Source organism: Enterobacter sp. RIT418 (assembly GCF_003057745.1).
In the GTDB taxonomy this organism is placed as follows: domain Bacteria; phylum Pseudomonadota; class Gammaproteobacteria; order Enterobacterales; family Enterobacteriaceae; genus Enterobacter.
In genome coordinates, this window is record NZ_QBJD02000010.1 from 161716 (window position 1) to 188045 (window position 26330).

At 55.8% G+C, this 26330-nt stretch carries 25 protein-coding genes; 20 read left to right on the forward strand and 5 right to left on the reverse strand.

The window, feature by feature from the left end; translation table 11 throughout:
- Positions 1 to 37 precede the first annotated feature (37 nt).
- The 14 genes from pspB (at position 38) to DBY73_RS13995 (ending at position 13747) form a co-directional block, all read left to right on the forward strand.
- Positions 38 to 262, forward strand: a complete 225-nt coding sequence (pspB, locus tag DBY73_RS13930; protein WP_112011697.1) for an envelope stress response membrane protein PspB — start codon at positions 38 to 40, stop codon at positions 260 to 262.
- Positions 262 to 621: an envelope stress response membrane protein PspC gene (gene pspC / locus DBY73_RS13935; protein ID WP_112011698.1), complete on the forward strand. Its 360-nt coding sequence runs from the start codon at positions 262 to 264 to the stop codon at positions 619 to 621. Before pspB ends, pspC begins: the two co-directional genes overlap by 1 nt.
- A 12-nt stretch (positions 622 to 633) precedes the next feature.
- Positions 634 to 855, forward strand: coding sequence for a phage shock protein PspD (gene pspD / locus DBY73_RS13940; RefSeq protein ID WP_112011699.1), 222 nt, complete (start codon positions 634 to 636; stop codon positions 853 to 855).
- A gap of 199 nt (positions 856 to 1054) precedes the next feature.
- The gene (locus DBY73_RS13945) at positions 1055 to 2752 is read left to right on the forward strand and encodes a sugar phosphorylase (RefSeq protein WP_112011700.1); all 1698 of its coding nucleotides are present in this window, start codon (positions 1055 to 1057) and stop codon (positions 2750 to 2752) included.
- Positions 2753 to 2766: 14 nt separating this feature from the next.
- Positions 2767 to 4059 carry an ABC transporter substrate-binding protein gene (locus DBY73_RS13950; RefSeq protein ID WP_112011701.1) on the forward strand — a complete coding sequence of 431 codons (1293 nt, stop codon included), beginning with the start codon at positions 2767 to 2769 and terminating at the stop codon, positions 4057 to 4059.
- 22 nt (positions 4060 to 4081) lie between these two features.
- A complete protein-coding gene (locus DBY73_RS13955) occupies positions 4082 to 4963 on the forward strand; it encodes a sugar ABC transporter permease (RefSeq protein WP_112011702.1) in 882 nt (293 codons plus the stop codon).
- A complete protein-coding gene (locus DBY73_RS13960; RefSeq protein WP_112011703.1) occupies positions 4950 to 5792 on the forward strand; it encodes a carbohydrate ABC transporter permease in 843 nt (280 codons plus the stop codon). The genes DBY73_RS13955 and DBY73_RS13960 overlap by 14 nt, the downstream gene beginning before the upstream one ends.
- A gap of 27 nt (positions 5793 to 5819) precedes the next feature.
- Positions 5820 to 6872, forward strand: coding sequence for a zinc-binding alcohol dehydrogenase (locus tag DBY73_RS13965; protein WP_112011704.1), 1053 nt, complete (start codon positions 5820 to 5822; stop codon positions 6870 to 6872).
- Positions 6873 to 6889: 17 nt separating this feature from the next.
- Positions 6890 to 7678 carry a sugar phosphate isomerase/epimerase family protein gene (locus DBY73_RS13970; RefSeq protein ID WP_112011705.1) on the forward strand — a complete coding sequence of 263 codons (789 nt, stop codon included), beginning with the start codon at positions 6890 to 6892 and terminating at the stop codon, positions 7676 to 7678.
- A gap of 11 nt (positions 7679 to 7689) precedes the next feature.
- Positions 7690 to 8748, forward strand: coding sequence for a Gfo/Idh/MocA family oxidoreductase (locus tag DBY73_RS13975; protein WP_112011728.1), 1059 nt, complete (start codon positions 7690 to 7692; stop codon positions 8746 to 8748).
- Positions 8742 to 11021: a glycoside hydrolase family 65 protein gene (locus tag DBY73_RS13980; protein ID WP_112011706.1), complete on the forward strand. Its 2280-nt coding sequence runs from the start codon at positions 8742 to 8744 to the stop codon at positions 11019 to 11021. Before DBY73_RS13975 ends, DBY73_RS13980 begins: the two co-directional genes overlap by 7 nt.
- Positions 11011 to 11691, forward strand: a complete 681-nt coding sequence (gene pgmB / locus DBY73_RS13985) for a beta-phosphoglucomutase (protein ID WP_112011707.1) — start codon at positions 11011 to 11013, stop codon at positions 11689 to 11691. The genes DBY73_RS13980 and pgmB overlap by 11 nt, the downstream gene beginning before the upstream one ends.
- Positions 11692 to 12771 (forward strand): ABC transporter ATP-binding protein, encoded by a 1080-nt coding sequence (locus DBY73_RS13990; protein ID WP_112011708.1) that lies wholly within the window; start codon positions 11692 to 11694, stop codon positions 12769 to 12771.
- 61 nt (positions 12772 to 12832) lie between these two features.
- The gene (locus DBY73_RS13995; RefSeq protein ID WP_112011709.1) at positions 12833 to 13747 is read left to right on the forward strand and encodes an OmpG family monomeric porin; all 915 of its coding nucleotides are present in this window, start codon (positions 12833 to 12835) and stop codon (positions 13745 to 13747) included.
- 34 nt (positions 13748 to 13781) lie between these two features.
- On the opposite strand, the gene DBY73_RS14000 is transcribed toward DBY73_RS13995, so the two are convergent.
- Positions 13782 to 14792, reverse strand: coding sequence for a LacI family DNA-binding transcriptional regulator (locus tag DBY73_RS14000; protein WP_112011710.1), 1011 nt, complete (start codon positions 14790 to 14792; stop codon positions 13782 to 13784).
- 156 nt (positions 14793 to 14948) lie between these two features.
- Between DBY73_RS14000 and DBY73_RS14005 the strand changes: the two genes are divergently transcribed.
- From DBY73_RS14005 to tyrR, 3 genes are all read left to right on the forward strand, one after another.
- Positions 14949 to 16346, forward strand: a complete 1398-nt coding sequence (locus DBY73_RS14005) for a YcjX family protein (RefSeq protein WP_112011711.1) — start codon at positions 14949 to 14951, stop codon at positions 16344 to 16346.
- Positions 16343 to 17395 (forward strand): YcjF family protein, encoded by a 1053-nt coding sequence (locus DBY73_RS14010; protein ID WP_112011712.1) that lies wholly within the window; start codon positions 16343 to 16345, stop codon positions 17393 to 17395. The genes DBY73_RS14005 and DBY73_RS14010 overlap by 4 nt, the downstream gene beginning before the upstream one ends.
- 113 nt (positions 17396 to 17508) lie before the next feature.
- Complete coding sequence (tyrR, locus tag DBY73_RS14015) at positions 17509 to 19050, forward strand: transcriptional regulator TyrR (protein WP_112011713.1); 1542 nt, start codon at positions 17509 to 17511, stop codon at positions 19048 to 19050.
- 40 nt (positions 19051 to 19090) lie between these two features.
- On the opposite strand, the gene tpx is transcribed toward tyrR, so the two are convergent.
- Positions 19091 to 19597, reverse strand: coding sequence for a thiol peroxidase (gene tpx / locus DBY73_RS14020; protein ID WP_112011714.1), 507 nt, complete (start codon positions 19595 to 19597; stop codon positions 19091 to 19093).
- Positions 19598 to 19705: 108 nt separating this feature from the next.
- On the opposite strand from tpx, the gene ycjG reads away from it, so the two are divergent.
- Positions 19706 to 20671 (forward strand): L-Ala-D/L-Glu epimerase, encoded by a 966-nt coding sequence (gene ycjG, locus DBY73_RS14025; protein WP_112011715.1) that lies wholly within the window; start codon positions 19706 to 19708, stop codon positions 20669 to 20671.
- Here ycjG and mpaA read toward each other — a convergent pair.
- Positions 20662 to 21375 carry a murein tripeptide amidase MpaA gene (gene mpaA / locus DBY73_RS14030; RefSeq protein ID WP_112011716.1) on the reverse strand — a complete coding sequence of 238 codons (714 nt, stop codon included), beginning with the start codon at positions 21373 to 21375 and terminating at the stop codon, positions 20662 to 20664. The two genes, ycjG and mpaA, sit on opposite strands and share 10 nt — an antisense overlap.
- 183 nt (positions 21376 to 21558) lie before the next feature.
- On the opposite strand from mpaA, the gene DBY73_RS14035 reads away from it, so the two are divergent.
- Entirely contained in the window at positions 21559 to 23175 is a 1617-nt protein-coding gene (locus DBY73_RS14035) for a peptide ABC transporter substrate-binding protein (protein ID WP_112011717.1), read from the forward strand.
- Between the two features lie 129 nt (positions 23176 to 23304).
- On the opposite strand, the gene dctP is transcribed toward DBY73_RS14035, so the two are convergent.
- Positions 23305 to 24366: a TRAP transporter substrate-binding protein DctP gene (gene dctP / locus DBY73_RS14040; RefSeq protein ID WP_112011718.1), complete on the reverse strand. Its 1062-nt coding sequence runs from the start codon at positions 24364 to 24366 to the stop codon at positions 23305 to 23307.
- Between the two features lie 33 nt (positions 24367 to 24399).
- Positions 24400 to 25011, reverse strand: a complete 612-nt coding sequence (locus tag DBY73_RS14045; protein ID WP_112011719.1) for a nuclear transport factor 2 family protein — start codon at positions 25009 to 25011, stop codon at positions 24400 to 24402.
- Between the two features lie 112 nt (positions 25012 to 25123).
- On the opposite strand from DBY73_RS14045, the gene DBY73_RS14050 reads away from it, so the two are divergent.
- On the forward strand, positions 25124 to 26023 hold the full coding sequence (locus DBY73_RS14050) for a LysR substrate-binding domain-containing protein (protein ID WP_112011720.1): 900 nt from the start codon (positions 25124 to 25126) through the stop codon (positions 26021 to 26023).
- Positions 26024 to 26330: the final 307 nt, after the last annotated feature.

Here is a 26330-nt window from a genome sequence, read left to right on the forward strand (position 1 = left end):
GCACCGCAGGTGCCGCCACGCAAGACAAGGAGTACACATGAGCGCGCTTTTTCTGGCTATTCCCCTGACCATTTTCGTGCTGTTCGTTTTGCCGATCTGGTTATGGCTGCACTATAGCAACCGGTCCGCACGCGGCGATCTTTCGCAAAGTGAACAGCAGCGTCTGGTGCAGCTGTCCGATGAAGCAAAAAAAATGCGCGAGCGCATTCAGGCGCTGGAAGCCATCCTGGATGCGGAACACCCGAACTGGAGGGATCGTTAATGGCTGGTCTCAATCTGAATAAAAAGCTGTGGCGGATACCGCAGCAGGGCATGGTTCGCGGCGTATGCGCCGGGCTTGCTCACTATCTGGACGTGCCGGTAAAGCTGGTGCGCGTGGTGACGGTATTGTCCATTTTCTTCGGGCTGGCGTTTATCACGCTGGTGGCTTACGTGGTCTTATCCTTTGTGCTCGATCCGATGCCGGAAGGCGAGCTGGATGCCGAAGGGAAGCCGACCAGCAGCGATCTGCTGAATGCCGTAGACGCGGAGCTGGCCGCAGGGGAGACCCGCCTGCGTGAAATGGAACGCTACGTCACGTCCGACACCTTTACGCTGAGAAGCCGTTTTCGTCAGCTTTAAGAGAGAATGCAAATGAATAAACACTGGCAACAGGCCGGTCAGAAGGTAAAGCCCGGCCTGAAAATCGCAGGTAAACTGGTCCTGCTGACGGCATTGCGCTATGGCCCTGCCGGCGTAGCGGGCTGGGCGATAAAATCTGTTGCCCGTAAGCCGGTCAGAATGCTGCTGGCCGTTGCGCTGGAGCCGATGCTGCAAAAGCTGGCAAAACGCGTTTCCCGCCGCTATATGTCCTAAACCCTCTTTATCCGACAGGCGTTCTTATTGCCCCCGGCAAGCGCCTGTCGCCCCCGCTTTTTTTCGCCCCGACGATCCCTTTCTTTGCGGCAGCTCACATTAATGATTTGCACTGCTTTGCAATAGCCGTTTTCTTACCCCTGGTCCGTTGACAGATATTTATCCTGGGAGTAGATTGCCACTCCGTGGGACCGCTACCATGGAAAACATTGTGAACGATAAAATTAATGGTTTGTTAGATCTTGTTTATGGTGAAACGTTTTCTGAAACGCATCGAAGCGTGCTTTTTGAGAAAATAGATAAAACCTGTCACGCAATTAGTGAAAATCGTAAAACAGGCTGGGATGAAAAAGACGTTGTCCTGATAACCTATGCGGATCAATTTTCGCAGGAAGGGGAGAAGGCATTACCTGTTTTTACGCGCTTTTATAATAAATGGCTTTCAGGTTCTTTCTCACATGTTCACCTATTGCCCTTTTATCCCTGGTCATCTGACGACGGGTTTTCGGTTATTGATTATCACCAGGTCGCTCCAGAAACCGGGTGCTGGCAAGATGTTGCCGAATTAAAATGCTCTGCAAGCCTGATGTTTGATTTTGTTTGTAATCACATGTCAGCGAAAAGCGAATGGTTTAGCCATTATCTCCAACAAAAGCCTGGCTATGAAGATTTCTTTATTGCCGTTGATCCCAGGACTGACTTATCAGCGGTCACGCGTCCGCGCGCTTTACCGCTTCTGACACCCTTTACGCTGCATGATGGCAGCATCAAACATCTTTGGACGACCTTCAGCGAAGACCAGATTGACCTGAACTTCGCCTCTCCCGGCGTGCTGATTGCGATGGTAGACGTCCTGCTGCACTACCTTTTGGAAGGGGCGCGTTACATTCGTCTCGATGCCGTTGGCTTTATGTGGAAAATCCCCGGTACGAACTGCATCCATCTTGAACAGACGCACCGCCTGATCCAGCTTTTCCGCGCCATCACCGACACGGTAGCCCCGGGTACGGTCATTATCACCGAGACCAATGTCCCGCATAAAGACAACGTTTCCTACTTTGGCGACGGCGAAAACGAAGCGCAAATGGTGTATCAGTTTTCACTGCCGCCGCTGGTGCTGCATGCGGTTCACCGTCAGGATGTGCAGGCTCTGGTGCGCTGGGCATCGTCGCTGTCGCTGCCTTCAGCGAACACTACGTGGTTTAACTTCCTCGCTTCGCACGATGGCATTGGCCTGAACCCGCTGCGCGGCATTTTGCCCGAGCCTGACATTCTGGCGCTGGTAGAACAGCTCCAGCAGGAAGGAGCGCTGGTTAACTGGAAAAATAACCCTGACGGTACGCGAAGCCCTTATGAAATTAATGTGACCTATCTGGACGCGTTAAGCCCTCGCGACGGTGAAGATGAACAGCGCATTGCCCGATTTATATTGGCGCATGCCGTGCTCCTGAGTTTCCCAGGCGTGCCGGCAGTTTATATTCAAAGCATTCTCGGTTCGCGTAATGATTATGACGGCGTTGAGCGGTTGGGATATAACCGCGCCATCAATCGTAAGAAATTTAAAGCAGGCGAAGTGGATGCTCAGTTGGAAAATAGTGAAACGCTACGCCATAAAATTTATAAGAGCTTAAGTGAGCTTATTGTCATTCGTCGTAAAGAGAAAGCATTTCATCCTGCGAGCAGGGCAGAGTTTGATGTGGTGAATAAATGTATTCTGAAAATTACGCGCACTGCAGGCGATGGCGAACGCATTACAGGGTTGTTCAATTTCAGTAATACCGAACAAACCCTGCTTTCAAATACGCACTATGGCCGGGAATTATTGACGCAACATATTATTAAAGGCACGGCACTTACCCTGAATCCATGGCAGGTTATGTGGATTAAAGAAAACTAAAAAAGGACCTAAAAATGAAGATACCTAAGATTGTGCTGTTATCAGCACTGGTTTCTTGCGCCCTGTTATCGGGCTGCAAAGACGATAAATCGTCAGCGGTGACCATCGAATTTATGCACTCGTCGGTGGAGCAGGAGCGTCAGGCGGTCATTACGAAACTTATTGAAAAATTCGAGCAAGAAAACCCCGGCATTACCGTAAAACAGGTTCCGGTAGAAGAAGACGCCTATAACACCAAGGTCATTACGCTGGCCCGTACCGGCGCGCTGCCGGAGATTATCGAAATCAGCCATGACTACGCGAAGGTCATGGACAAAGAGCATTTGCTCGACCGGGACGCCATCGGCGAAGCCGTTAAGGCCGTCGGGGAAGAGACCTTTTATGACGGCATCTTACGCGTCGTACGTACCGAGGATGGCTCGGCGTGGACGGGCGTGCCGATAAGCGCCTGGCTTTCAGGCGTCTGGTACCACAAAGACGCGCTCGCCGCGGCCGGCATTGAGGAGCCGCACAACTGGGAGCAGTTGCTTAAAGCCAGCCAGGCGCTCAACGATCCCGCGAGAAAACATTACGGTATCGCGCTGCCCACGGCGGAAAGCGTGATGACGGAACAGGCGTTTTCACAGTTCGCGCTGTCGGGTGGAGCGAACGTCTTTGATGAAAACGGCAACGTGCAGATTGACACGCCAGCCATGGCAAAAGCGCTGGCCTTTTATAAAAACCTGGCGGCTACCACGATGCCGGGCTCAAACGACGTCATGGAAATTAAAGACGCCTTTATGAACGGTTCTGCGCCGATGGCGGTTTACTCCACCTACATTTTGCCGGCCGTTTTTAGCGAAGGAAATCCCGCCAACCTGGGCTTTGTTGTACCGACCGAACGGTCCTCCGCGGTCTATGGCATGGTGACGTCTCTTACCCTTACCTCGGGTCAAACGGAGGAGGAGTCCCTCGCGGCGAAGAAGTTTGTCGTCTGGATGGAGAAAGCGCAAAACGCCACTGACTGGGTGATGATGTCGCCCGGTGCCGCGCTGCCGGTCAATAAGCTGGTCGTCGGGACCGACACCTGGAAATCAAATGACGTCATTCAGGCATTTGGCCAGCTTCCCTATGAGCTGATCGCACAGTTCCCGAACCTGCAGGTGTTCGGTGCCGTAGGTGACAAAAACTTCACGCGCATGGGTGACGTAACGGGCTCCGGCATTATCAGTTCAATGGTGCATAACGTCACGGTCGGTAAACAAGATCTCAGCGCAACCTTAAGCAGTAGCCAGAAGCGTCTGAGCGATCTCATTTCACAACACTAGGAGCGCTCTGCGAAAGGGAATTATGAAGACGTTGTTTTCTGGTCGTTCAGATATGCCTTTCGCCATGCTGCTGTTGGCCCCCAGCCTGATTTTGCTGGGGGGCCTGGTGGCCTGGCCGATGATTTCCAACATTGAAATTAGTTTCTTACGCCTGCCGCTGAACCCGCGCATTGATGCGGTGTTTGTGGGGCTGGATAACTACCTACGCATTCTGGGGGATGCGGCATTCTGGCACTCCCTGTGGATGACGTTCTGGTACACCGCGCTGGTGGTATTGGGCAGCACGGGGCTGGGGCTGGCTGTCGCCATCTTCTTTAACCGCGAGTTTCGACTGCGCAAAACCGCGCGTTCGCTGGTGATTTTGTCCTACGTTACGCCCTCGATTTCGCTGGTGTTTGCATGGAAATACATGTTCAACAACGGCTACGGGATTGTGAACTATCTGGGCGTCGATCTCCTGCACCTGTATGACCAGGCGCCGCTGTGGTTCGACAACCCGGGCAGCAGTTTTGTTCTGGTGGTGCTGTTCGCCATCTGGCGCTACTTCCCCTACGCCTTTATCTCCTTTTTGGCGATTCTGCAAACGGTGGATAAATCGCTGTATGAGGCCGCTGAAATGGATGGCGCGAACGCCTGGCAGCGTTTTCGTATCGTCACGCTGCCCGCCATTATGCCGGTGCTGGCAACGGTCGTGACGCTCAGGACGATCTGGATGTTCTACATGTTTGCAGACGTCTACCTGCTGACCACCAAGGTCGATATTTTGGGCGTTTATCTCTATAAAACCGCCTTTGCGTTCAATGACCTGGGGAAAGCGGCCGCTATATCCGTCGTTCTGTTTGTGATTATTTTCGCCGTCATTCTGCTGACCAGAAAAAGGGTAAACCTCAATGGCAACAAATAAACGCGTTCTGAGCCGTATTGGTTTTTATCTCGGGCTGGCCGTGTTCCTGATTATCACGCTGTTCCCGTTTTTCGTGATGTTGATGACGTCGTTCAAGAGCGCGAAGGAGGCGATTTCGCTGCACCCAACGATTCTGCCGCAGGCGTGGACGCTGCAGCATTACGTCGACATCTTTAATCCGCTGATCTTCCCGTTTGTGGACTATTTCAGAAACAGCATGGTGGTTTCGCTGACCTCGTCGGTGATTGCGGTGTTCCTCGGCACGCTGGGGGCATATGCCTTATCCAAGCTGCGCTTTAAGGGCCGCACCACCATCAACGCCAGTTTCTATACCGTCTATATGTTTTCCGGGATTTTGCTGGTCGTGCCGCTGTTCAAAATCATCACGGCACTGGGGCTGTACGACACGGAGCTGGCACTGATCGTCACCATGGTGACCCAGACGCTGCCAACCTCTGTATTCATGCTGCGAAGCTACTTCGACACCATCCCGGATGAGATCGAAGAGGCGGCGATGATGGATGGCCTGAACCGCCTGCAGATCATCTTCCGCATTACGGTGCCGCTGGCGATATCCGGCCTGGTGTCGGTCTTTGTCTACTGCTTTATGGTGGCGTGGAATGACTACCTCTTCGCCTCTATTTTCCTGTCCAGCGCCAGCAACTTTACCCTGCCGGTCGGGCTGAACACGCTCTTTAGCACGCCGGATTATATCTGGGGCCGCATGATGGCGGCATCGCTGGTGACCGCGCTTCCGGTTGTCATCATGTACGCGCTTTCCGAACGTTTTATTAAAAGTGGTTTGACCGCCGGTGGCGTAAAAGGCTAAGGCGGCCAATTTTAACAAGGAGTTACGATGAAAAAGTTAGTTGCGACAGCCCCTCGCGTAGCGGCGCTGGTAGAGTATGAAGACCGCCCCGTTGCGGCACATGAAGTTAAAGTCCGCGTCCAGTTCGGCGCGCCGAAGCACGGCACGGAGGTTGTGGATTTCCGCGCGGCCAGCCCGTTTATCGATGAAGAGTTTAACGCCGACTGGCAGATGTTTACGCCGCGAGAGGCGGGGGCGGCTCGCGGTATCGAATTCGGCAAGTTTCAGCTGGGAAATATGATCGTCGGTGAAGTGATCGAATGCGGTGCTGACGTCACCGACTATCAGCTAGGCGATACCGTCTGCAGCTACGGACCGCTGCAGGAAACGGTGATCGTGAATGCCGTCAATAACTATAAGCTGCGCAAAATGCCGCAGGGCGCGTCATGGAAAAACGCGGTGTGCTATGACCCGGCGCAGTTCGCCATGAGCGGCGTGCGCGATGCCAACGTGCGGGTAGGGGATTTTGTCGTCGTCGTGGGCCTGGGGGCGATTGGCCAGATCGCGGTTCAGCTGGCGAAAAAAGCCGGTGCTTCTGTCGTTATCGGCGTTGATCCTATCGCGCACCGCTGTGACATTGCGCGTCGCCATGGCGCAGACCACTGTTTGAACCCGATTGGCACCGACGTCGGTCTGGAAATCAAAAAGCTGACCGGCAAACAGGGCGCGGACGTGATTATCGAAACCAGCGGCTTCGCCGACGCGCTCCAGTCTGCGCTGCGCGGCCTGGCGTATGGCGGCACCATCTCCTACGTTGCCTTCGCCAAGCCGTTTGCTGAAGGCTTCAACCTGGGGCGTGAAGCCCACTTCAACAACGCAAAGATTGTTTTCTCCCGCGCGTGCAGTGAACCGAACCCGGACTATCCGCGCTGGAGCCGCAAGCGCATCGAAGAAACCTGCTGGGAGCTGCTGATGAACGGTTACCTCAACTGTGAGGATCTGATCGATCCGGTCGTTACTTTCCAGACCAGTGCGGAAAGCTATATGCAGTACGTGGATCAGCACCCTGAGCTGAGCATCAAAATGGGCGTCACGTTTTAAGCTAAGGAGAGCAAATAATGAAAATCGCAACGCAAAACCAGGCCTTTTTTCCGACCACCATTCTGGAAAAATTTGAGTACATCAAATCAATGGGATTTGATGGCTACGAAATTGACGGCAAGCTGCTGGTCGAAAACCTCGACGAGGTAAAAGCGGCCATCAAAGCAACGGGCTTACCGGTAACAACCGCATGCGGCGGCTACGACGGATGGATTGGCGACTTCATCGAAGAGCGTCGCCTGAACGGACTGAAGCAGATTGAACGCATCCTTGAAGCGCTCGCCGAAGTCGGTGGGAAGGGCATTATCGTACCTGCGGCGTGGGGAATGTTCACCTTCCGCCTGCCGCCGATGACGTCGCCGCGCAGCCTGGAAGGGGATCGCAAAGCGGTCAGCGCGTCCTTGCGCTGGCTTGATGAAGTGGCTGCGCGTACGGGAACGACCGTGTACCTCGAGCCGCTGAACCGCTATCAGGATCACATGATTAACACCCTGGCGGACGCGCGTCGTTATATTGAAGAGAATGCGCTAAAGCACGTGCAGATCATCGGCGATTTCTACCATATGAACATTGAAGAAGACTCGCTGACGGACGCGCTGCATCACAACCGCGACCTGCTCGGTCACGTTCATATTGCCGATAATCACCGCTACCAGCCGGGAAGCGGATGCCTGGACTTTTCAGCGCTGTTTGACCAGCTTCGTGCGGATAACTATCAGGGATATGTGGTCTACGAGTGCCGCGTTCGCGCAGAGGATCCGGCGCAGGCCTATCAGGACTCTCTGACGTACCTGCGTGAATGCTAAGGATGACAAGCGTGATGAGTGCTTCAACCTCTTCTCCTTTGCGCGTCGCCATCATTGGTGCCGGGCAGGTAGCAGACAAAGTGCATGCCACGTATTACGCCACGCGCAGTGATGTTCAAATGGTGGCCGTCATGGACAGCCGCCTTGAGCAGGCTCAGGCGTTTGCTGAACGTCATGCTATTGCGTCTGCATGGCAGGACGTTCGCGAAATGTTGCATGCGGTGAAACCCGATATCGTGAGCGTATGTTCGCCAAACCGTTTTCACTTTGAACACGCGCTGGCGGCGCTTGAGGCAGGGTGTCACGTTATGTGCGAGAAGCCGCCTGCCATGACGCCGCAGGAAGCGGATCTCATGCGCATGGCCGCCCGCAAGGCGGGAAAGGTGCTGGCGTATGATTTCCACCACCGCTTTGCGCTGGATACGCAGCTGCTGCGCGATGCCGTCATGAACGGGACCTTCGGTGAGATTTACTTCACAACGGCGCAGGCGCTGCGCCGCTGTGGCGTTCCCGGCTGGGGCGTTTTCACCAATAAATCCCTCCAGGGCGGCGGGCCGCTGATTGATATCGGGATCCACATGCTGGATGCAGCAATGTACGTACTCGGCTTTCCGGCCGTTAAGCGGGTGACGGCGCATAGCTTCCAGCGGCTGGGAAATCGTAAAAGCAGCGGCCAGTTTGGCGAGTGGGACCCGGCTCAGTTTACCGTTGAGGATGCGCTGTTTGGCACGATTGAGTTCTGCAACGGCGGCATTCTCCGTATGGACACCTCCTTTGCCCTCAACATTCGCGAGCAGTCGATCATGAACGTGTCGTTTTGCGGAGAAAAAGCGGGGGCAACGCTGTTTCCAGCGCAGATTTACACTGACGAAGGCGGCGAGTTGCAGACGCTTTTAGCGCGCGAAGAAGCTGATGACCAGCGGCATTTGCGCAGCATGGATGCGTTCGTACGTCACGTGATGGGCGAGCCCGTAATGATCGCCGATGCGGAGCAGGGGCTGGTTATCCAGCAGTTGGTGGCTGCGCTGTATGAGGCGGCGGAAAAAGGAGAAAGCGTAACGTTATGCTGAACCTGTCTGTATTAACCGATCCGGCTTTTTGCCCGCACAGCCTGAACAAGTTCGCCTCCGTAATGGCCTGCGGTAATGGCTACATGGGTATCCGCGCCGCGCACGAAGAGGATTACACCCAGCAAACGCGGGGTATGTATCTCGCCGGGCTTTATCATCGCGCCGGGCGCAATGAGACCAGCGAGCTGGTCAACCTGCCGGACGTGATGGGCATTGATATCGAACTGGACGGCAATCCGTTTTCGCTGATGTCTGGAGAATGCCTGAGCTGGCAGCGAGAGCTGGCTTTTGCCAACGGCGAGCTGACCCGAAGCGTGGTCTGGCGTACCCCCGCAGGGAAACGCTACCGCCTGGAGAGCCGACGTTTTGCATCGTTAGATCAGCTGCCGCTTGCCGCGCTTCAGCTCTCAATCACGCCTCTGGATGAGGCAGGGCACATCTTACTGAAAACCGGCATTGATGCAACCCAAACCAACAGCGGCAGGCAACACCTTGATGAAGCCTCCGTGCGGGTGTTTGACGAACACGTCATGCAGGGCGTGTATGAAACGCAGGACCGCACGTCAGAGGTGGTCATAACCGCAAGCTGCCGCCTGTCGATGCTTAGCGAGAGCTGCTTTACGGCGAAAAACCGCCAGATCCTTAACCACCATGCGCTTAATGTCGCAACAGGTGACACCGTAACGCTTGAGAAGGTGATTTGGGTCACGCATCGCCGCGACAGGGCGCTTTCGCAGGCCACTTTTGCCCGTAACGCGCTGGCCGAACTCACCGCCTGCGCAACCACAGGCTACACCTCTCTACTGGAACGTTCGGCAAGAGCGTGGGACCGCGTCTGGCGCGATTGCCGCCTGACGGTGACGTCCTCGGCGCCTGAGGATCAAATAGCGATGGATTATGCCGTCTGGCATCTGACGGCCATGACGCCCGCGCATGACGAACGCTGCAGTATTGCGGCAAAAGGGCTGACCGGAGAAGGGTATAAAGGGCACGTCTTCTGGGACACCGAGATTTTCCTTCTGCCTTTCCATCTTTTTTCCCGGCCAGACGTCGCGCGCGGCCTGCTGCGATATCGCTGGCTCAATCTTTCTGGCGCGCGCGAAAAGGCGCGGCGCAACGGCTGGCCTGGCGCACTGTTCCCGTGGGAAAGCGCCGCCAGCGGTCAGGAAGAGACGCCGGAGTTTGCGGCCATCAATATCCGCACCGGCATGCGGCAAAAGGTCGCTTCCGCGCTGGCGGAACACCACATTGTTGCGGATATCGCGTGGGCCGTAGTGGCCTACTGGCAGGCGACGCAGGATGACGCCTTTATGCGCAATGAAGGGCTGACGCTGCTTATCGAAACGGCCACATTCTGGATGGGACGCGCGACGGAGGCTAACGGTCGGCTGGAAATCCATGACGTGATTGGACCGGACGAATACACGGAGCACGTCAATAACAACGCCTACACCAACTACCTTGCCTGGCATAACGTGGCGAGCGCGGTGGCGTTTATGGCGCGATTTGGGCGTGAAGACCCGGCATTTTCGCAAAATGCCACGCGTTTTCTTACGCGCCTCTGGCTGCCGCGCGCGGATGAGGACGGGGTGATCCCACAGGATGATACGTTCCTCTCCAAACCGGTTATCGACCTGAGCCGCTATAAGGCGCATGCGGGTAAGCAAACTATCCTGCTGGATTATTCCCGCGCGGAAGTGAATGAGATGCAAATCCTCAAGCAGGCGGACGTTGTGATGCTCAACTACCTGCTGCCGGAACGGTTCACGCGCGAGCAGTGCGCCGCCAACCTGGCGTTCTACGAGCCTCGCACAATTCATGATTCGTCTCTTAGCAAAGCCATTCACGGCATTGTGGCCGCCCGCTGCGGCGACATCGCCAGCGCTTACGCCTTCTGGCGCGATGGCGTTGCCATTGATTTAGGCAGCGATCCGCACAGCAGCGATGAGGGCATCCACGCCGCGGCGACCGGCGCTATCTGGTCAGGCGTGGTCCAGGGTTTTGCCGGGCTGCAGGTGATGGAGGGCGAGCTGCATCTTGCGCCTCAGCTTCCCGCGCACTGGCAGACGCTCGCGTTTCCACTGCGCTGGCGAAACGCGCGGCTACGCGTTGCCTTTGACGGCGAAACGTTAAACCTCGATACGTCAGAGCCCGTCACGCTGACGCTTTGGGGTAAACGCATTCAGGTTTCGGGACAGCAAAAGTTCGCAGCTGCGGATTTTCTTACGTCCGTTAATGGGACCGCTACCAGGGAGGGCGGTGATGATGCTTAAAGCGGTGATATTCGATTTAGACGGGGTGATTACCGATACCGCACACCTTCACTTTCTTGCGTGGCGAAGCGTAGCGGAAGAGATTGGAATCACCATCGACGAGGACTTTAATGCCGAGCTGAAAGGCATTAGCCGCATGGAGTCGCTCAAGCGCATTCTGCGTCACGGCGGAAAAGAGGACGCGTTCAGCGATAAACAGTGCCTCGCGTTGGCGGGTAAGAAAAATGCGCGCTACGTCCAGTCTTTGGCCTCGTTGACCGAGGCGTCAATGCTGCCGGGCATTCGTGAACTGCTGGCCGATATTCGCGCGGCGAAGGTAAAAACCGGCCTGGCATCCGTTTCCCTTAATGCGCCCGGCATTCTGCATGCGCTAGGCATCGCGTCAGCGTTTGATTTTTGTGCCGACGCTTCACGCATCATCTGCTCTAAGCCCGATCCGGAAATTTTCCTGGCGGCCTGTGAAGGGCTAAACGTGCGTCCAGAAGAGGCGATAGGCATTGAAGATGCCGCTGCGGGAGTGGAGGCAATCAATGCCGCGGGCATGTTATCCGTGGGGATTGGGCCTGGCCTTGAGCGCGCGGCGATGCAGCTTTGCTCAACGCGGGAACTGACGTGGAACCGCCTGACGGATTTCTGGACGTCCCGGACCGTATCGATAAGGAACTCATAAATGGCTCAACTTTCTCTAAAACATATCCAGAAAATCTACGATAACCAGGTCCACGTGGTTAAGGACTTTAACCTCGAAATCGAGGATAAAGAGTTTATCGTTTTTGTGGGACCGTCAGGCTGCGGCAAATCGACGACGCTGCGCATGATTGCCGGGCTGGAGGAGATCAGCGCGGGCGAACTGGTGATTGACGGCGTATGCATGAACGACGTGCCTGCTAAGGCTCGCGACATCGCCATGGTATTCCAGAACTATGCCCTGTATCCGCATATGACGGTCTACGACAACATGGCGTTTGGCCTAAAGATGCAAAAAATTGCGCCTTCGATCATCGAAGAGCGCGTGAGCTGGGCTGCTCAGATCCTCGGGTTGCGAGAATACCTCAAGCGTAAACCCGGCGCGCTGTCCGGTGGACAGCGTCAGCGCGTAGCGTTGGGCCGCGCGATTGTGCGCGAGGCAGGGGTCTTCCTGATGGATGAACCGCTGTCCAACCTGGATGCAAAGCTGCGCGTTCAAATGCGAGCGGAGATCAGCAAGCTGCACCAGAAGCTGAATACCACCATGATTTACGTTACGCACGATCAAACGGAAGCCATGACCATGGCGACCCGTATTGTGATCCTGAAAGATGGCATCATCCAGCAGGTGGGCGCGCCGAAGCAGGTTTATAACGAACCGGCAAATATGTTCGTCGCAGGGTTTATCGGTTCGCCTGCGATGAATTTCATTCGCGGTGCGATTGACGACCGGTATTTTGTGACGGAAACGCTGCGTCTGGAAATCCCTGATGCCCTGCTTGCCGCGCTGAATGCGCAGGGGTATCAGCGTAAAGCCATTGTGTTTGGCATTCGTCCTGAAGACATTATGACTGCTGACTCAGAAGGCGGTACAGAGGCGAAGGTGAGCGTGGCAGAGCTAACCGGGGCCGAGTTTATGCTCTATGCCACCGTTGGCGGACACGAGCTGGTCGTTCGCGCAGGTGCCGCAAATGATTACGCGGCCGGCGATAATATCAATATTCAGTTCGATATGAATAAATGCCATTTCTTCGATGCAGAAACGGAAGCGGCTATTCGATAGGTGTTGTACGCCGGAATATTATTCCGGCTTTTTTGTTTGTTTAATTTTAAAGGAATAACTCATGAGTACTCTACTAAGAAGTGCTGCGCTTTGTTTATGCGCAGGGGTTAGCTGTGCGCAGGCTGCCGAAACTGAAAAACAGTGGGAGTTTAATATTGGCGCTATGTATGAAATTGAAAACGTCGAAGGGCAGGGCGAAGACAAAGATGGCTTATATGAGCCTTCCGTCTGGTTTAACGCCACCTGGGATGCGTGGACAATTTCTCTTGCCATGTATCAGGAGGGGACGGTTGATTACAGCAGTATGACCCGTGGCTCCTATTTCGATCGTCCAGAGGTTGAATTACGCTATCGTTTTATTGGTACAGATGATTTTACGCTCGGGCTGACCGGCGGTTTCCGCAACTATGGCTACCATTTCAAAGATGAGCAGGGCGCTAAAGCCGGAACGGCTAATATGCAGCGTTATAAAGTTCAGCCTGACTGGGATATTAAACTCACGGATGACTGGCGCTTTAGCGGCTGGTTAGCCATGTATCAGTTCGCTAACGATCTGGAAAAAACCGGCTATGCCGATAGTCGTGTAGAAACTGAAACAGGGTTTACGTGGTCCATCAACGAAACATTCTCAGCGAAGGTGAATTACTATTTAGAGCGCGGTTTCAATATGGATGGTTCGCGTAATAACGGCGAGTTCTCCACCCAGGAAATTCGTGCCTATTTGCCGATTGCGTTGGGCAATACCACGCTCACGCCGTATACGCGGCTTGGCCTGGACCGCTGGTCAAACTGGGACTGGCAGGACGATCCAGAACGCGAAGGTCATGACTTTAACCGTCTTGGCCTGCTGTATGCCTATGACTTTACGAATGGTTTATCCATGACGCTCGAATATGCTTACGAGTGGGAAAACCACGATGAGGGCGACAGCGACCGTTTCCACTATGCGGGCGTTGGCGTTAATTATGCCTTTTAACGAGTAAACGCCGGGGGCGTGCAGCCCCCGGCGTTTAGCGCAGCGATGGCGAAAATGAAAAGTGGGTATCAATCAGCACTTTCTGCGGCACCGGGCTCCCTGATATCCGCTTGAAAAGAATATCGCAGCTCTCTTCACCGAGCCTGCGTATGGGGATCTCAAACCCGGCGGGCGCGGGCGTGAGGATCAGCGTCAGCATCGGATCGCCGTATCCGGCAACCGCAAGCTGTTCCGGAATCATCAGGTTTAATTCGTCTGCCGCACGATAGAGGCTTAACAGCTTCATGCTGTCAGTGGCAAAGACGGCGTCTGGCGGATTAGCGGATGAGAGCAAATCGCAGGCGGCAGAAAGGGCACTTTCATGCGTATAGCCACCGTCTATAATCCACTCTGGGTTAATATCGATATTATGCTTTTCCAGTCCGGCTTTATAACCGGCCAGGCGGTCGATGGAGACGTGATAATCCAGCGGCGCGTGCAGACAGGCTATTTTCCGGTGTCCACGCTGAATAAACGTTTCCGTTAGCGTAAAGCTGTCGCTGAAATTATCGGTATCGACAGAATAGATATTTTGATAGTCACCTTCAAGTTTACCAATAACCACCACCGGCACGCCGTAAGCATCCAGACGGGAAAAAAAGGATTCATTTGCCGGCGAGCTCAGCATAATGATCCCTTTGATCATCTTTTGCTTTATTTTACTTTCGCATTTGAGCAGATCGTCTTCACTGCTTTTCGACGTTTGTAATATAACGTCAAAGCCTTCCTGCTCCGCTTTTGCGGTAATGGCATGAAGCACATCAGAGAAAAAGGGATTTCCGGCAGTGGTTTTTGTTGAACGGGTAGAAATGACCATAATGGCATCAAAGCCGGAGGTCGTCAGCGCGCGGGCAAGTTTGTTGGGCTGATAATTTAATTCATCAATGGCCTTTAGCACTTTTTCGCGCGCTTCAGGGGATATATTCGTTTGTTTATTCAGCACTCTGGACACGGTTGATTTCGAAACACCAGCAACACGCGCAATATCATAAATGGTGGGTGACATACACCTTACTCGCTCCGGACCGACAGCTATTTATAGGCCATCTTACTGGAGAAAAAACGGCAATAGCAATAATTATGAATTGATAATCAACGATCTGCCCCAATTTATTGTATTCTGAAACGTGTCATTCCAGGCTCCCCGCGATGAAGGACGGCGATGAAGCGACTTAAAAACGAACTTAACTCTCTGGTCAACCGCGGCGTGGATCGTCATTTGCGTCTGGCGGTGACCGGGCTCAGCCGCAGCGGCAAGACGGCCTTTATCACCGCGATGGTTAACCAGCTGCTGAACCTGCATGCAGGGGCGCGCCTGCCGCTGCTGAGCGCCGTGCGCGAAGAGCGCCTGCTGGGCGTGAAGCGCGTGCCCCAGCGTGATTTTGGCATTCCCCGCTTCACCTACGATGAAGGGCTGGCACAGCTGTACGGCGATCCGCCCACCTGGCCGACCCCAACGCGCGGCGTGAGTGAAATCCGCCTGGCGCTGCGCTTTCGGTCTAACGAGTCGCTGATGCGCCACTTCAAGGATACTTCAACGCTCTATCTGGAAATTGTCGATTACCCCGGCGAGTGGCTGCTTGACCTGCCCATGCTGGCGCAGGACTACCTGAGCTGGTCGCGGCAAATGACCGGCTTACTTCAGGGGCAGCGCGCGGAATGGTCCGCCCGGTGGCGACAGCTCTGCGAGGGCGTAGACCCGCTTGCGCCCGCCGATGAAAACCGACTGGCGCGCATCGCTGAGGCCTGGACGGCGTATCTCCATCAGTGTAAGCAGGAGGGGCTGCACTTCATCCAGCCCGGCCGCTTCGTGCTGCCCGGCGATCTGGCAGGTGCGCCCGCGCTGCAGTTTTTCCCGTGGCCTGACGTAGACGGCATCGGGGAGTCAACGCTGGCCCAGGCGGAGAAGCACACCAACGCCGGCATGCTGCGCGAGCGGTACAATTATTATTGTGAAAAGGTGGTGAAGGGCTTCTACAAAAACCACTTTTTACGCTTCGACCGCCAGATCGTGCTGGTGGACTGCCTGCAGCCGCTAAACAGCGGGCCGCAGGCGTTTAACGATATGCGTCTGGCGCTCACCCAGCTGATGCAAAGCTTCCACTACGGACAGCGCACGCTGTTCCGCCGCCTGTTTTCCCCGGTGATCGACAAGCTGCTGTTTGCCGCGACCAAGGCGGACCACGTCACGGTCGACCAGCACGCCAACATGGTCTCTCTGCTCCAGCAGCTGGTGCAGGACGCGTGGCAAAACGCGGCGTTTGAGGGGATCGGCATGGATTGCCTGGGGCTGGCGTCGGTACAGGCGACGCAGAGCGGGCTGATTGACGTCAACGGCGAGAAAATCCCGGCGCTGCGCGGCAACCGCCTCAGCGACGGTGCGCCGCTGACGGTTTATCCGGGCGAAGTCCCCGCTCGCCTGCCGGGACCGGCCTTCTGGCAAAGCCAGGGCTTCCAGTTTGAAGCCTTTCGCCCGCAGGCGATGAGCGTTGACCAGCCGCTACCGCATATTCGGCTGGACGCGGCGCTGGAGTTTTTGATTGGAGATAAATTGCGATGACGGAACCGTTAAAACCGCGCATTGATTTCACCGGGCCGCTCGAGCAGGAGCAGCAGACGGTATTTAAAACGTCCCAGACGTTCAGCGGCACCCAGGCGGAGAATTTTGCCCCCGCGCTGGCGGAAGAGCCGCTGGTTGAAGAGGGGCAGGCCGAAGCGGTGGTTGAAGCCGCGCTGCGGCCCAGGCGCAGCCTGTGGCGCAAAATGGTTACGGCCGGGCTGGTGCTGTTCGGCGCGAGCGTGGTCGGCCAGGGCGTTCAGTGGGCCGTTAACGCCTGGCAAACCCAGGACTGGGTTGCGCTGGGAGGCTGCGCGGCAGGGGCGCTTATCGTCGGGGCCGGGGTTGGGTCGGTTGCCACCGAGTGGCGTCGGCTGTGGCGGCTGCGCCAGCGCGCGCACGAGCGCGATGAGGCGCGCGATTTGCTGCACAGCCACGGCACCGGTAAAGGGCGCGCGTTCTGCGAAGCGCTGGCGAGGCAGGCCGGAATCGATCAGTCCCATCCGGCGCTCCAGCGCTGGTATGCGGCGATCCACGAAACGCAAAACGATCGGGAAGTGGTCACGCTATATGCGCATATGGTCCAGCCGGTGCTGGACGCGCAGGCGCGTCGCGAGATTAGCCGCTCTGCCGCAGAGTCAACGCTGATGATCGCCGTCAGCCCGCTCGCGCTGGTCGACATGGCGTTTATTGCCTGGCGCAACCTGCGCCTGATTAACCGCATCGCTAACCTCTACGGCATCGAGCTTGGCTACTATAGCCGCCTGCGCCTGTTCAAGCTGGTGCTGCTGAACATTGCGTTTGCCGGTGCCAGCGAGCTGGTGCGGGAAGTGGGCATGGACTGGATGTCGCAGGATTTAGCCGCCAGGCTGTCGGCGCGCGCCGCGCAGGGGATTGGCGCCGGCCTGTTGACCGCGCGCCTCGGCATTAAAGCGATGGAAGTCTGCCGTCCGCTGCCGTGGATCGACGGCGACAAACCGCGCCTGGGTGATTTTCGCCGCGAACTGATCGGCCAGCTTAAGGAAACTCTCAACAAAAAGCCGACGTCCTGACCTCGTTTGTTTACTATTCGTGCTGGCTGTCAATAATTCTTGACAGCCACCTTCCCGATCGCCGCGATCTGACATATTATTTTAGCGTTAATGGCTTAAACGGTGAATTTCCCATGCGTCTGGAAGTCTTTTGTGAAGACCGACTCGGTCTGACCCGCGAGTTACTCGATCTGCTTGTTTTACGTAGCATTGATTTACGTGGCATTGAGATCGACCCCGTCGGGCGAATTTACCTCAATTTTGCCGAAATTGAATTTAACACCTTCAGCAGCCTGATGGCGGAAATCCGCCGTATCGCTGGCGTTACGGATGTGCGCACCATTCCCTGGATGCCGTCCGAGCGCGAGCATCTGGCGCTCAGCGCGCTGCTGGAAGCGATGCCGGAGCCTTTCCTGTCGCTGGATCTGAAAAGCAAAGTTGAGCGCGTTAACCTCGCCAGCTGCCAGCTTTTCGCGCAAAATCAGGAGAAGCTCAGCCATCACCACGCCACCCAGCTTATCCCCGGCTTTAACTTCCAGCGCTGGCTGGACAGCAACCCGCAGAACACGCACAGCGAGCACGTGGTGATTAACGGGCAGAACTTCCTGATGGAAATTACGCCGGTCTACCTGAAAGGGGAAAATGACGATCGCGTGCTGACAGGCGCCGTGATTATGCTGCGCTCCACGGTGCGCATGGGCCGCCAGCTGCAAAATCTTTCCAGCCAGGACGTGGGGGCATTTAGCCAGATTATTGCGGTAAGCCCTAAAATGCGCCACGTGGTCGATCAGGCGAGGAAGCTGGCGAACCTGACGGCACCGCTGCTGATCACCGGGGACACCGGAACCGGCAAAGACCTGCTGGCACACGCGGTGCATCTTGCCAGCCCGCGGGCGGCAAAACCTTACCTGGCGCTTAACTGCGCGTCAATTCCGGAAGATGCCGTTGAAAGCGAGCTGTTCGGCCACGCGCCGGAGGGGAAAAAAGGCTTCTTCGAGCAGGCGAACGGCGGCTCGGTGCTGCTGGACGAGATCGGGGAAATGTCGCCGCGCATGCAGGCTAAGCTGCTGCGCTTCCTGAACGACGGCACCTTCCGCCGCGTGGGGGAAGATCATGAAGTGCACGTCGACGTTCGGGTGATTTGCGCTACTCAAAAAAATCTGGTCGAGCTGGTGCAAAAAGGGGCGTTTCGCGAGGATCTCTATTATCGCCTTAACGTTCTGACGCTGAATATTCCGCCTTTGCGCGATTGCCCGCAGGACATCATGCCGCTGACGGAGCTGTTCGTGGCGCGCTTCGCGGACGAACAGGGCGTGCCGCGGCCTAAGCTCTCCGCCGACCTGGGCACGGTGCTCACGCGCTACGGCTGGCCGGGCAACATTCGCCAGCTGAAAAACGCCGTTTATCGGGCGCTCACTCAGCTCGAAGGCTACGAGCTGCGGCCGCAGGATATTTTGCTGCCGGATTACGATGCCGGAACGGTGTCGGTAGGCGAGGAGGCGATGGAAGGGTCGCTGGACGATATCACTAGCCGCTTCGAACGTTCGGTGCTGACGCAGCTTTACCGTAGCTACCCGAGCACCCGCAAGCTGGCCAAGCGTCTTGGCGTGTCGCACACCGCGATTGCGAACAAGCTGCGCGAATATGGGCTGAATCAGAAAAAAAGTGATGAATAAAAAAAAGCCTCTGTGAAAGAGGCTTTTTTTACGCGTGAGATTACGCTTTCAGCACGTCCAGAGCGGCAGCGTAATCCGGCTCGGTGGTGATTTCATTCACCAGCTCGCTGAAGAGAACGGTGTCGTTTTCATCAAGAACCAGAACCGCACGGGCAGCCAGGCCTTTCAGGGCACCGTCAGAAATGCCAACGCCGTAGTTATCGAGAAAATCCGGGCTGCGCAAGGTAGACAGGGTAATGACGTTGCTCAGGCCTTCCGCGCCGCAGAAGCGAGACTGTGCGAACGGCAGGTCGGCGGAAATGCACAGCACCACGGTGTTGTCCATTTCGGTCGCCAGCTGGTTAAATTTACGCACGGATGCGGCGCACACGCCGGTATCAATGCTTGGGAAAATGTTCAGAACTTTGCGTTTGCCTGCAAACTGAGACAGCGTGACGTCAGACAGATCTTTAGCCACCAGAGTAAAAGCCTGCGCTTTGCTGCCAGCCTTCGGAATGGAACCTGCAACAGCAACCGGGTTGCCCTGGAAATGAACGAGTTGTGACATAGATATCTTCCTGTTTACATATAGTTAACGTCGGGGCTAGTGTATGCCAACAGCGGATAACACGGCAAACCAATTTTTATCGCCTTACCGGGCCGCAAGGAGTCAGTGATGAGAAGCGTTAAGGTCTATGAAGAAGCCTGGCCGTTACATTCCCCGTTTGTGATCTCCCGCGGCAGCCGCAGCGAGGCCTGCGTCGTGGTGGTTGAGATTGAAGAAGACGGCGTGAAGGGCGTGGGGGAATGTACGCCTTATCCCCGCTACGGTGAGAGCCTCGCCTCGGTGATGGCCCAGATTATGACGCTGGTGCCCGCGCTGCAGACGGGACTCTCGCGAGAGGCGCTGCAGTCTGAACTGCCGGGGGGCGCCGCGCGAAACGCCATCGACTGCGCGCTGTGGAGCCTCGAGGCGGCAAAACAGCAGCAATCCCTGTCAGCGCTGCTGGGCGCGACGCTGCCGGAATCCATCGTCACCGCGCAAACGGTCGTGATTGGCGAGCCTGAGCAGATGGCGGCAAGCGCGCGGGCGCTGGTGGAGACCGGCGCTACGCTATTAAAGGTCAAGCTTGACGACCGCCTAATCAGCGAGCGCATGGTCGCGATTCGTTCGGCGGTGACAACGGCAACGCTGATTGTGGATGCCAATGAGTCCTGGCATGCCGAAGGGCTGGCGGCGCGCTGCCAGCTGCTGGCCGATCTCGGCGTCGCGATGCTGGAGCAGCCGTTACCCGCTGAGGAAGACGCCGCGCTGGAGAACTTTATTCATCCGCTGCCAATATGCGCCGACGAAAGCTGCCACACCCGCGACAGCCTCGCAAAGCTCAAAGGCCGCTATGACATGGTGAACATTAAGCTTGATAAAACCGGCGGCCTGACGGAGGCGCTTGCTCTGGCCGCGACGGCGCAGGCACAGGGCTTTAGCCTGATGCTGGGCTGTATGCTGTGTACATCGCGGGCGATCGGCGCGGCGCTGCCGCTGGTCAATAAGGTGCGATTTGCCGATCTCGATGGCCCGACGTGGCTGGCGGTGGACGTCTCGCCAGCCCTCAATTTCACCACCGGCGAACTTCACCCCTGAGGCTGCCAGCGCAGCAGCTCGACCATCGCTTTAAGGTATTTTTCGCTCGCCTCGTCGGACGAAATGGGCGGGAACTCTGCGGTAATGCAGTGCAGGCCCAGGTCAGCGCACCAGCTGCCAAAAGAGCCCGGCGTTTCGTACCCCACGCTGGTGACGAGCGGCAGGGCGAAGGCATCGGCGAGCCACTGGCCGAGGGCGGTATGGCGAGGATCTTCAATGCAGGCCAGCGGATCGTGGAAAGAGACTACCCAGGCCGGGTGGATCTTATGGATGAGCTGGCACAGCGCCTGCGTTTCGGGCTCGGAGCCAGGCGTATCGCCGGTCAGCAGCACAACGTCCCGCGCTTCAGCCGAGCTGTTCCATCGGTAAACCGTCTCCCCGGCGCGCCAGTTGGCCGCGGGGAAATTGCGGTTCAGGTCAACGCCGCGCGCGTTCGCGCGCAGGCCAAGCTGGCAGCCGTCCGGGTTGACGGTCAGAATGACGTGATGGCGTCGCAGGTTTGGCGCCAGCGTGCGAAGCGCACAGGAAAGGGTGACGATGGAGGAATTTTCATCACCGTGCGTGCCCGCAATGATTAAGCCGCTGCTGCGATCGGCATCCGGGGCAGGGAACCAGATCAGCGGAGCGCCTAAAAACGAGCGGCCATAATGTTCAGTGCCCGGCGGGAACGCGCCGCGCTCCGTTCTTGGTCGGGTGAGTGTCATAGCAAATCCCAATGTAGAATCACTTCTGGCAGTGTTGTGCAAAACTGGCGGTTAATCAAATGGTTTCAGCGTCCGCAGAAGATGTCAGATATCAACTTTCCGGCGCAAGTCATTTGCATTTCTCCGTGTCGAAACAAATAATTACGCATCCGTTCGTTTGCTGACTTTTTAAAAGGGGATCTCATGAAGCATCCTGTTTCGCTACTCTGTTCTGCGCTGTGGCTGTGCGGACTCTCTTCACTCTCTTATGCTGCCGATGTGCCAAAGGGAACGGTGCTGGCGCAAAAGCAGGAGCTGGTTCGCCATATCAAAGATGAACCGGCCTCGCTGGATCCGGCGAAAGCCGTTGGCCTGCCGGAAATTCAGGTGATCCGCGACCTCTTTGAAGGGCTGGTCAATCAGAACGAAAAAGGGGAAATCACGCCGGGCGTGGCGACGCGCTGGCAAAGCAACGATAACCGCATCTGGACGTTTACGCTGCGCGATAACGCGAAATGGTCCGATGGCACGCCGGTGACGGCGCAGGATTTCGTATACAGCTGGCAGCGTCTGGTTGACCCGAAAACGACCTCGCCGTTTGCCTGGTTTGCCGCCCTGGCGGGCATTAACAACGCGCAGGCGATTATCGACGGCAAGGCCGCGCCGAATACGCTCGGCGTAACGGCCGTGGACGCCAAAACCCTGCGCGTTGAGCTGGATAAACCGCTGCCGTGGTTCAGCAACCTGACGGCCAACTTCGCTTTCTATCCGGTGCAAAAGGCCAATGTCGAAAGCGGCAAAGAGTGGACCCGCCCGGGGGCGCTGGTGGGGAACGGCGCGTACGTGCTCAAAGATCGCGTGGTTAATGAGAAGCTGGTGGTAGTGCCGAACGCGCACTATTGGGATAACGCGAAGACGGTGCTCAAAAAGGTCACGTTTATCCCAATCAATCAGGAATCATCGGCCACCAAACGCTATCTGGCGGGTGACATTGATATCACCGAATCATTCCCGAAAAACATGTATCAAAAGCTGCTGAAAGACATTCCGGGGCAGGTCTATACTCCGCCGCAGCTTGGAACTTACTACTATGCTTTCAATACGCAGAAAGGGCCCACGGCGGACGCGCGCGTGCGTCTGGCGCTGAGTATGACTATCGATCGCCGGATTATGGCGGACAAGGTGTTAGGCACGGGGGAGAAACCGGCATGGCACTTCACGCCTGACGTGACGGCCGGCTTCACGCCGGAAACCTCACCGTTTGAGCAGATGTCACAGCAGGAGCTGAACGCGCAGGCCAAAACGCTGCTGCAGGCGGCAGGCTATGGTCCGCAGCGTCCGCTGAAGCTGACCCTGCTTTATAACACCTCGGAAAACCACCAAAAGATTGCTATCGCCGTGGCGTCGATGTGGAAGAAAAATCTTGGCGTAGACGTTAAGCTGCAGAACCAGGAGTGGAAAACCTACATTGACAGCCGCAACACCGGCAACTTCGACGTGATCCGCGCCTCCTGGGTAGGAGACTACAACGAGCCGTCGACGTTCCTGTCGCTGCTCACCTCTACCCACAGCGGCAACATTTCACGCTTCAACGACCCGGCCTACGACAAAGTAATCAATCAGGCGTCGCTTGAAACCACGGCGAAAGCGCGCAACGCGGACTACAACATGGCTGAGAAAATCCTGTTGGAGAAAGCACCGATTGCGCCTATCTATCAATACACTAATGGCCGGCTGATCAAACCGTGGGTGAAAGGCTATCCGATCAACAACCCGGAAGACGTGGCGTACAGCCGAACGATGTATATTGAGAAGCACTAATCATCAGTACCGGTTGCCTGATGATGTCAGGCAACCATCGCTAATGCCAAATGTGCGGAAAACCGTATCCAGGCAGGACCTACTTAACACTGGACATCAAGTTCCAAAAACTCATCTACAGACGGCTTATCAGTCGTGGTGTGCGTTTTGCTGCATGGCCTCATCCATAATGGCGTTAACCTGCTTCATCACCGTTACTGCCTCATTCACGCCTTTCGCTTCCTGTTCTTTTACCCACTTAGCCTGTGCGGCCCGGTAGCGGGTGGTGGTTTGCCATTGCGCAACTTCTTGCGGTTTCAAGATGCGCACTGTTGCCCCGGCTTTACGTAAATCATCTATCTGGGTATCAAAGCTGTGGTCCATCACTGGGCCTAAAGACTGATACGCAGTTTGCGCTGCGCGCTGGATCGCCGCCTGGTCTTCCGGGGATAACCTGTCCCAGGTATTTTTGTTCATTGCCAGAATGTAGAGGTGTCCTAGCCACAGATCTCTTGAGATCAGCACGTTTGGCGCGTACTGATACGCTTTCAGATCGTAACCGCTGTCAACGTTCAGCATCATGCCGTCAATCGCGCCGGTTTTCAGCGCGTTATAGGTTGGATCGCCCCAGGGCATGGTTACCGGCGTCGCGCCCGCATTTTGCAGAAAATCCCGGTGCCAGAAGCTGGCAGCGCGCCATGTGCCGCCCTTAATCTCGCCCAGATCCGGCATCGCTTTTCTGCTGAAAAAGGCCAGCGGGTAGCCGGTTTCCATAAAAACGCTCACCACATTATTTTTCTTCAGCTCTGCCGGCAAGGCGGGAATGTCAGCGTATACGTGGCGGAAGAATGCAACCTGTTGTGCACCCGCTGGGCCGACAGGAAAGCTTTTGAAGATCTGATGCAGCGGTAACCGTTCGGCGTTGTACTCCGGCACAACGGTTGCCATATCAACATCGCCCATGCTGACCTTGCCTAACGCCTCATAGCTGGTGTTAAGCTCGCCGCCCCAGTGTGCGTCGATCTTCAGGCGACCCTGCGACTCTTTTTCAATTGCCGGGAAAAATACGTCGTTAATGAAACGGGTACGCATACCGCCCAGCGGCTCATGATCGCTGTAAGCGAGAATTTCGGTAGCTGATGCAGCAGCGGGCAGTAGCGATATGGTAAGTAAAAGGGCCATCAGCGTTTTATGTGAATATCCAGTTTTCATGCGTGTCCTTCGCGTTGGTGAAAGATTAAAGCGTTATTCGGCGTTGCCATGAGAGATCTTCTCTCTATCCGCCAGCCAGCGCTGACCTGCTTCCTTCATTTGCTTTTCAAGGTCGCTGCCGCGAGTCGCGAAAACGCGGTTTACCGGGAAGCCGCTTTTATCCAGCAGATAAGCCAGCGCGGCGTATTCGCGCGGATACTTCGCCACCGTTTCTTGATCAATATCGACGATGCCGAGCGGGAAGGTGAAGCTGCCCATATCGTAAATACTCTGGCGGTGAAACAGTTTCCAGACACCGTTGCGTTTTTCTGCCATGTCATAAAAGCGGTTGTGGGTGGTGCAGCCGATATTCAGCTTCACATTTTCAGCGACGATCATCGCGTTAGTTTCTACAATCGCCCTGGTGGCGTCGGCATTGAAGGTCACGACCGGCGTACCGATCAGATGTTTTGTCCGAGCGTCTGATGCGCCCATGCGCATTGAGCCGTCGACAAAATCACTGGCCAGACCTTCAAACCAGGTGATTTCAATAGTGCCATCCGGGTGGAACAGATCGCGAAGCTGTTCCCACTCGCCCAGATCGCGGTGGATCCATCCTGTAAGCAGGTCGGTAATTTGTTGACGATCGTCCAGATAAGTATGCATAGCGTGTCAGCTCTTGATGAAGGAGGGACTTCAGTTTGATCGCGATTATAGATAAAATCCAGTAGATCAAACTGACCAATTATTCAGTTTAAATGAATGATGAGGGTAGTATATGGAGCTGCGTCACCTGCGCTATTTTCTCGCCGTCGCGGAGGAGGGCCATTTTGGGCGCGCCGCTGAGCGGTTAAATATTGTACCGCCTGCGCTCAGTATGCAAATCAAAGCGCTGGAAGAGGAACTGGGCGGTCCACTATTTATGCGCACCAGCCGGAAAGTAGAGCTGACAGAAGCAGGGCGGTTGTTGCAGGTAGAGGCGCAGCGCACCCTGGATCAGGCTGAAAACGCCCGACTGACGGTACAGCGCTCGATACGCGGCGAGAGCGGTCGGGTGCGCGTTGGTTTTGCTGGTAATGCCGTGTTCAGCGGAAAATTAACAAAAGATATGCGAGCGTTTCGCAAAGCCTATCCTGATGCTGAACTGGTGGCGCGTGAAGTCGCACCGCTGTTGCAGGCGGAGGCTATCCTCTCCGGGCAGCTCGATATTGGTTATACACCCGATCACAGCCTCCTTCACGCGCCGGGACTGTTGTCTGAAACGGTCGGTGTCTGGAAACGTCTGGTGGCAATCGCCGACAATCATCCGCTGGCCGAACGTCCTTATCTGACGGTGGATATGTTGGCGGATGAGCCGATTGTTTTTTACGATAGTCACAGCGCGGATGATCGGCTTTACACGGCGCTCACCACGCTACTGGGCCGCGCCCCCCAGACTGCGCATCGTACCTCCAGCACCCTGAGCGTCCTCACCCTGGCGGCCGCAGGACAAGGGCTGGCGCTGGTTCCAGAGCCGCTGCTGAATATTTCTATTCCGGGGTTGGTGTACCGTCGATTGGATGCTCCGGAACTGTCGGCTAATCTGATGCTGATCAGCCGAATGATAGAGAATAGCGGCGCTGTACAGGCTTTCCTGACCATCGCGCGTGAAAATGCACGGCCAGAACATAGAGTGTAAGCACAGCAAGCCATACTTGTTTGGTTTCCTGTTAACGCAAGGTAACCACGGCTAAATCCAGAGCTGGCGCATTTTGCCGCGCCAGTTTCTCCTTCTTAGCATCTCCCGCCACAGCAGAAAGCACCACTCTTCTGTCCTGATTTTTGACATGAATAATTAAAGCAATTGTCAGTTACGGAGATATGAAAAGCTCTCTTATTTAATTGACCGGGAGCTTAAATAATTAAATCACGACTGCCGTTCAGATTCCTTTTGATATATCATATAACATACTCCGGTAGTTTAATGTGTTTTTGATGGGTCTGCA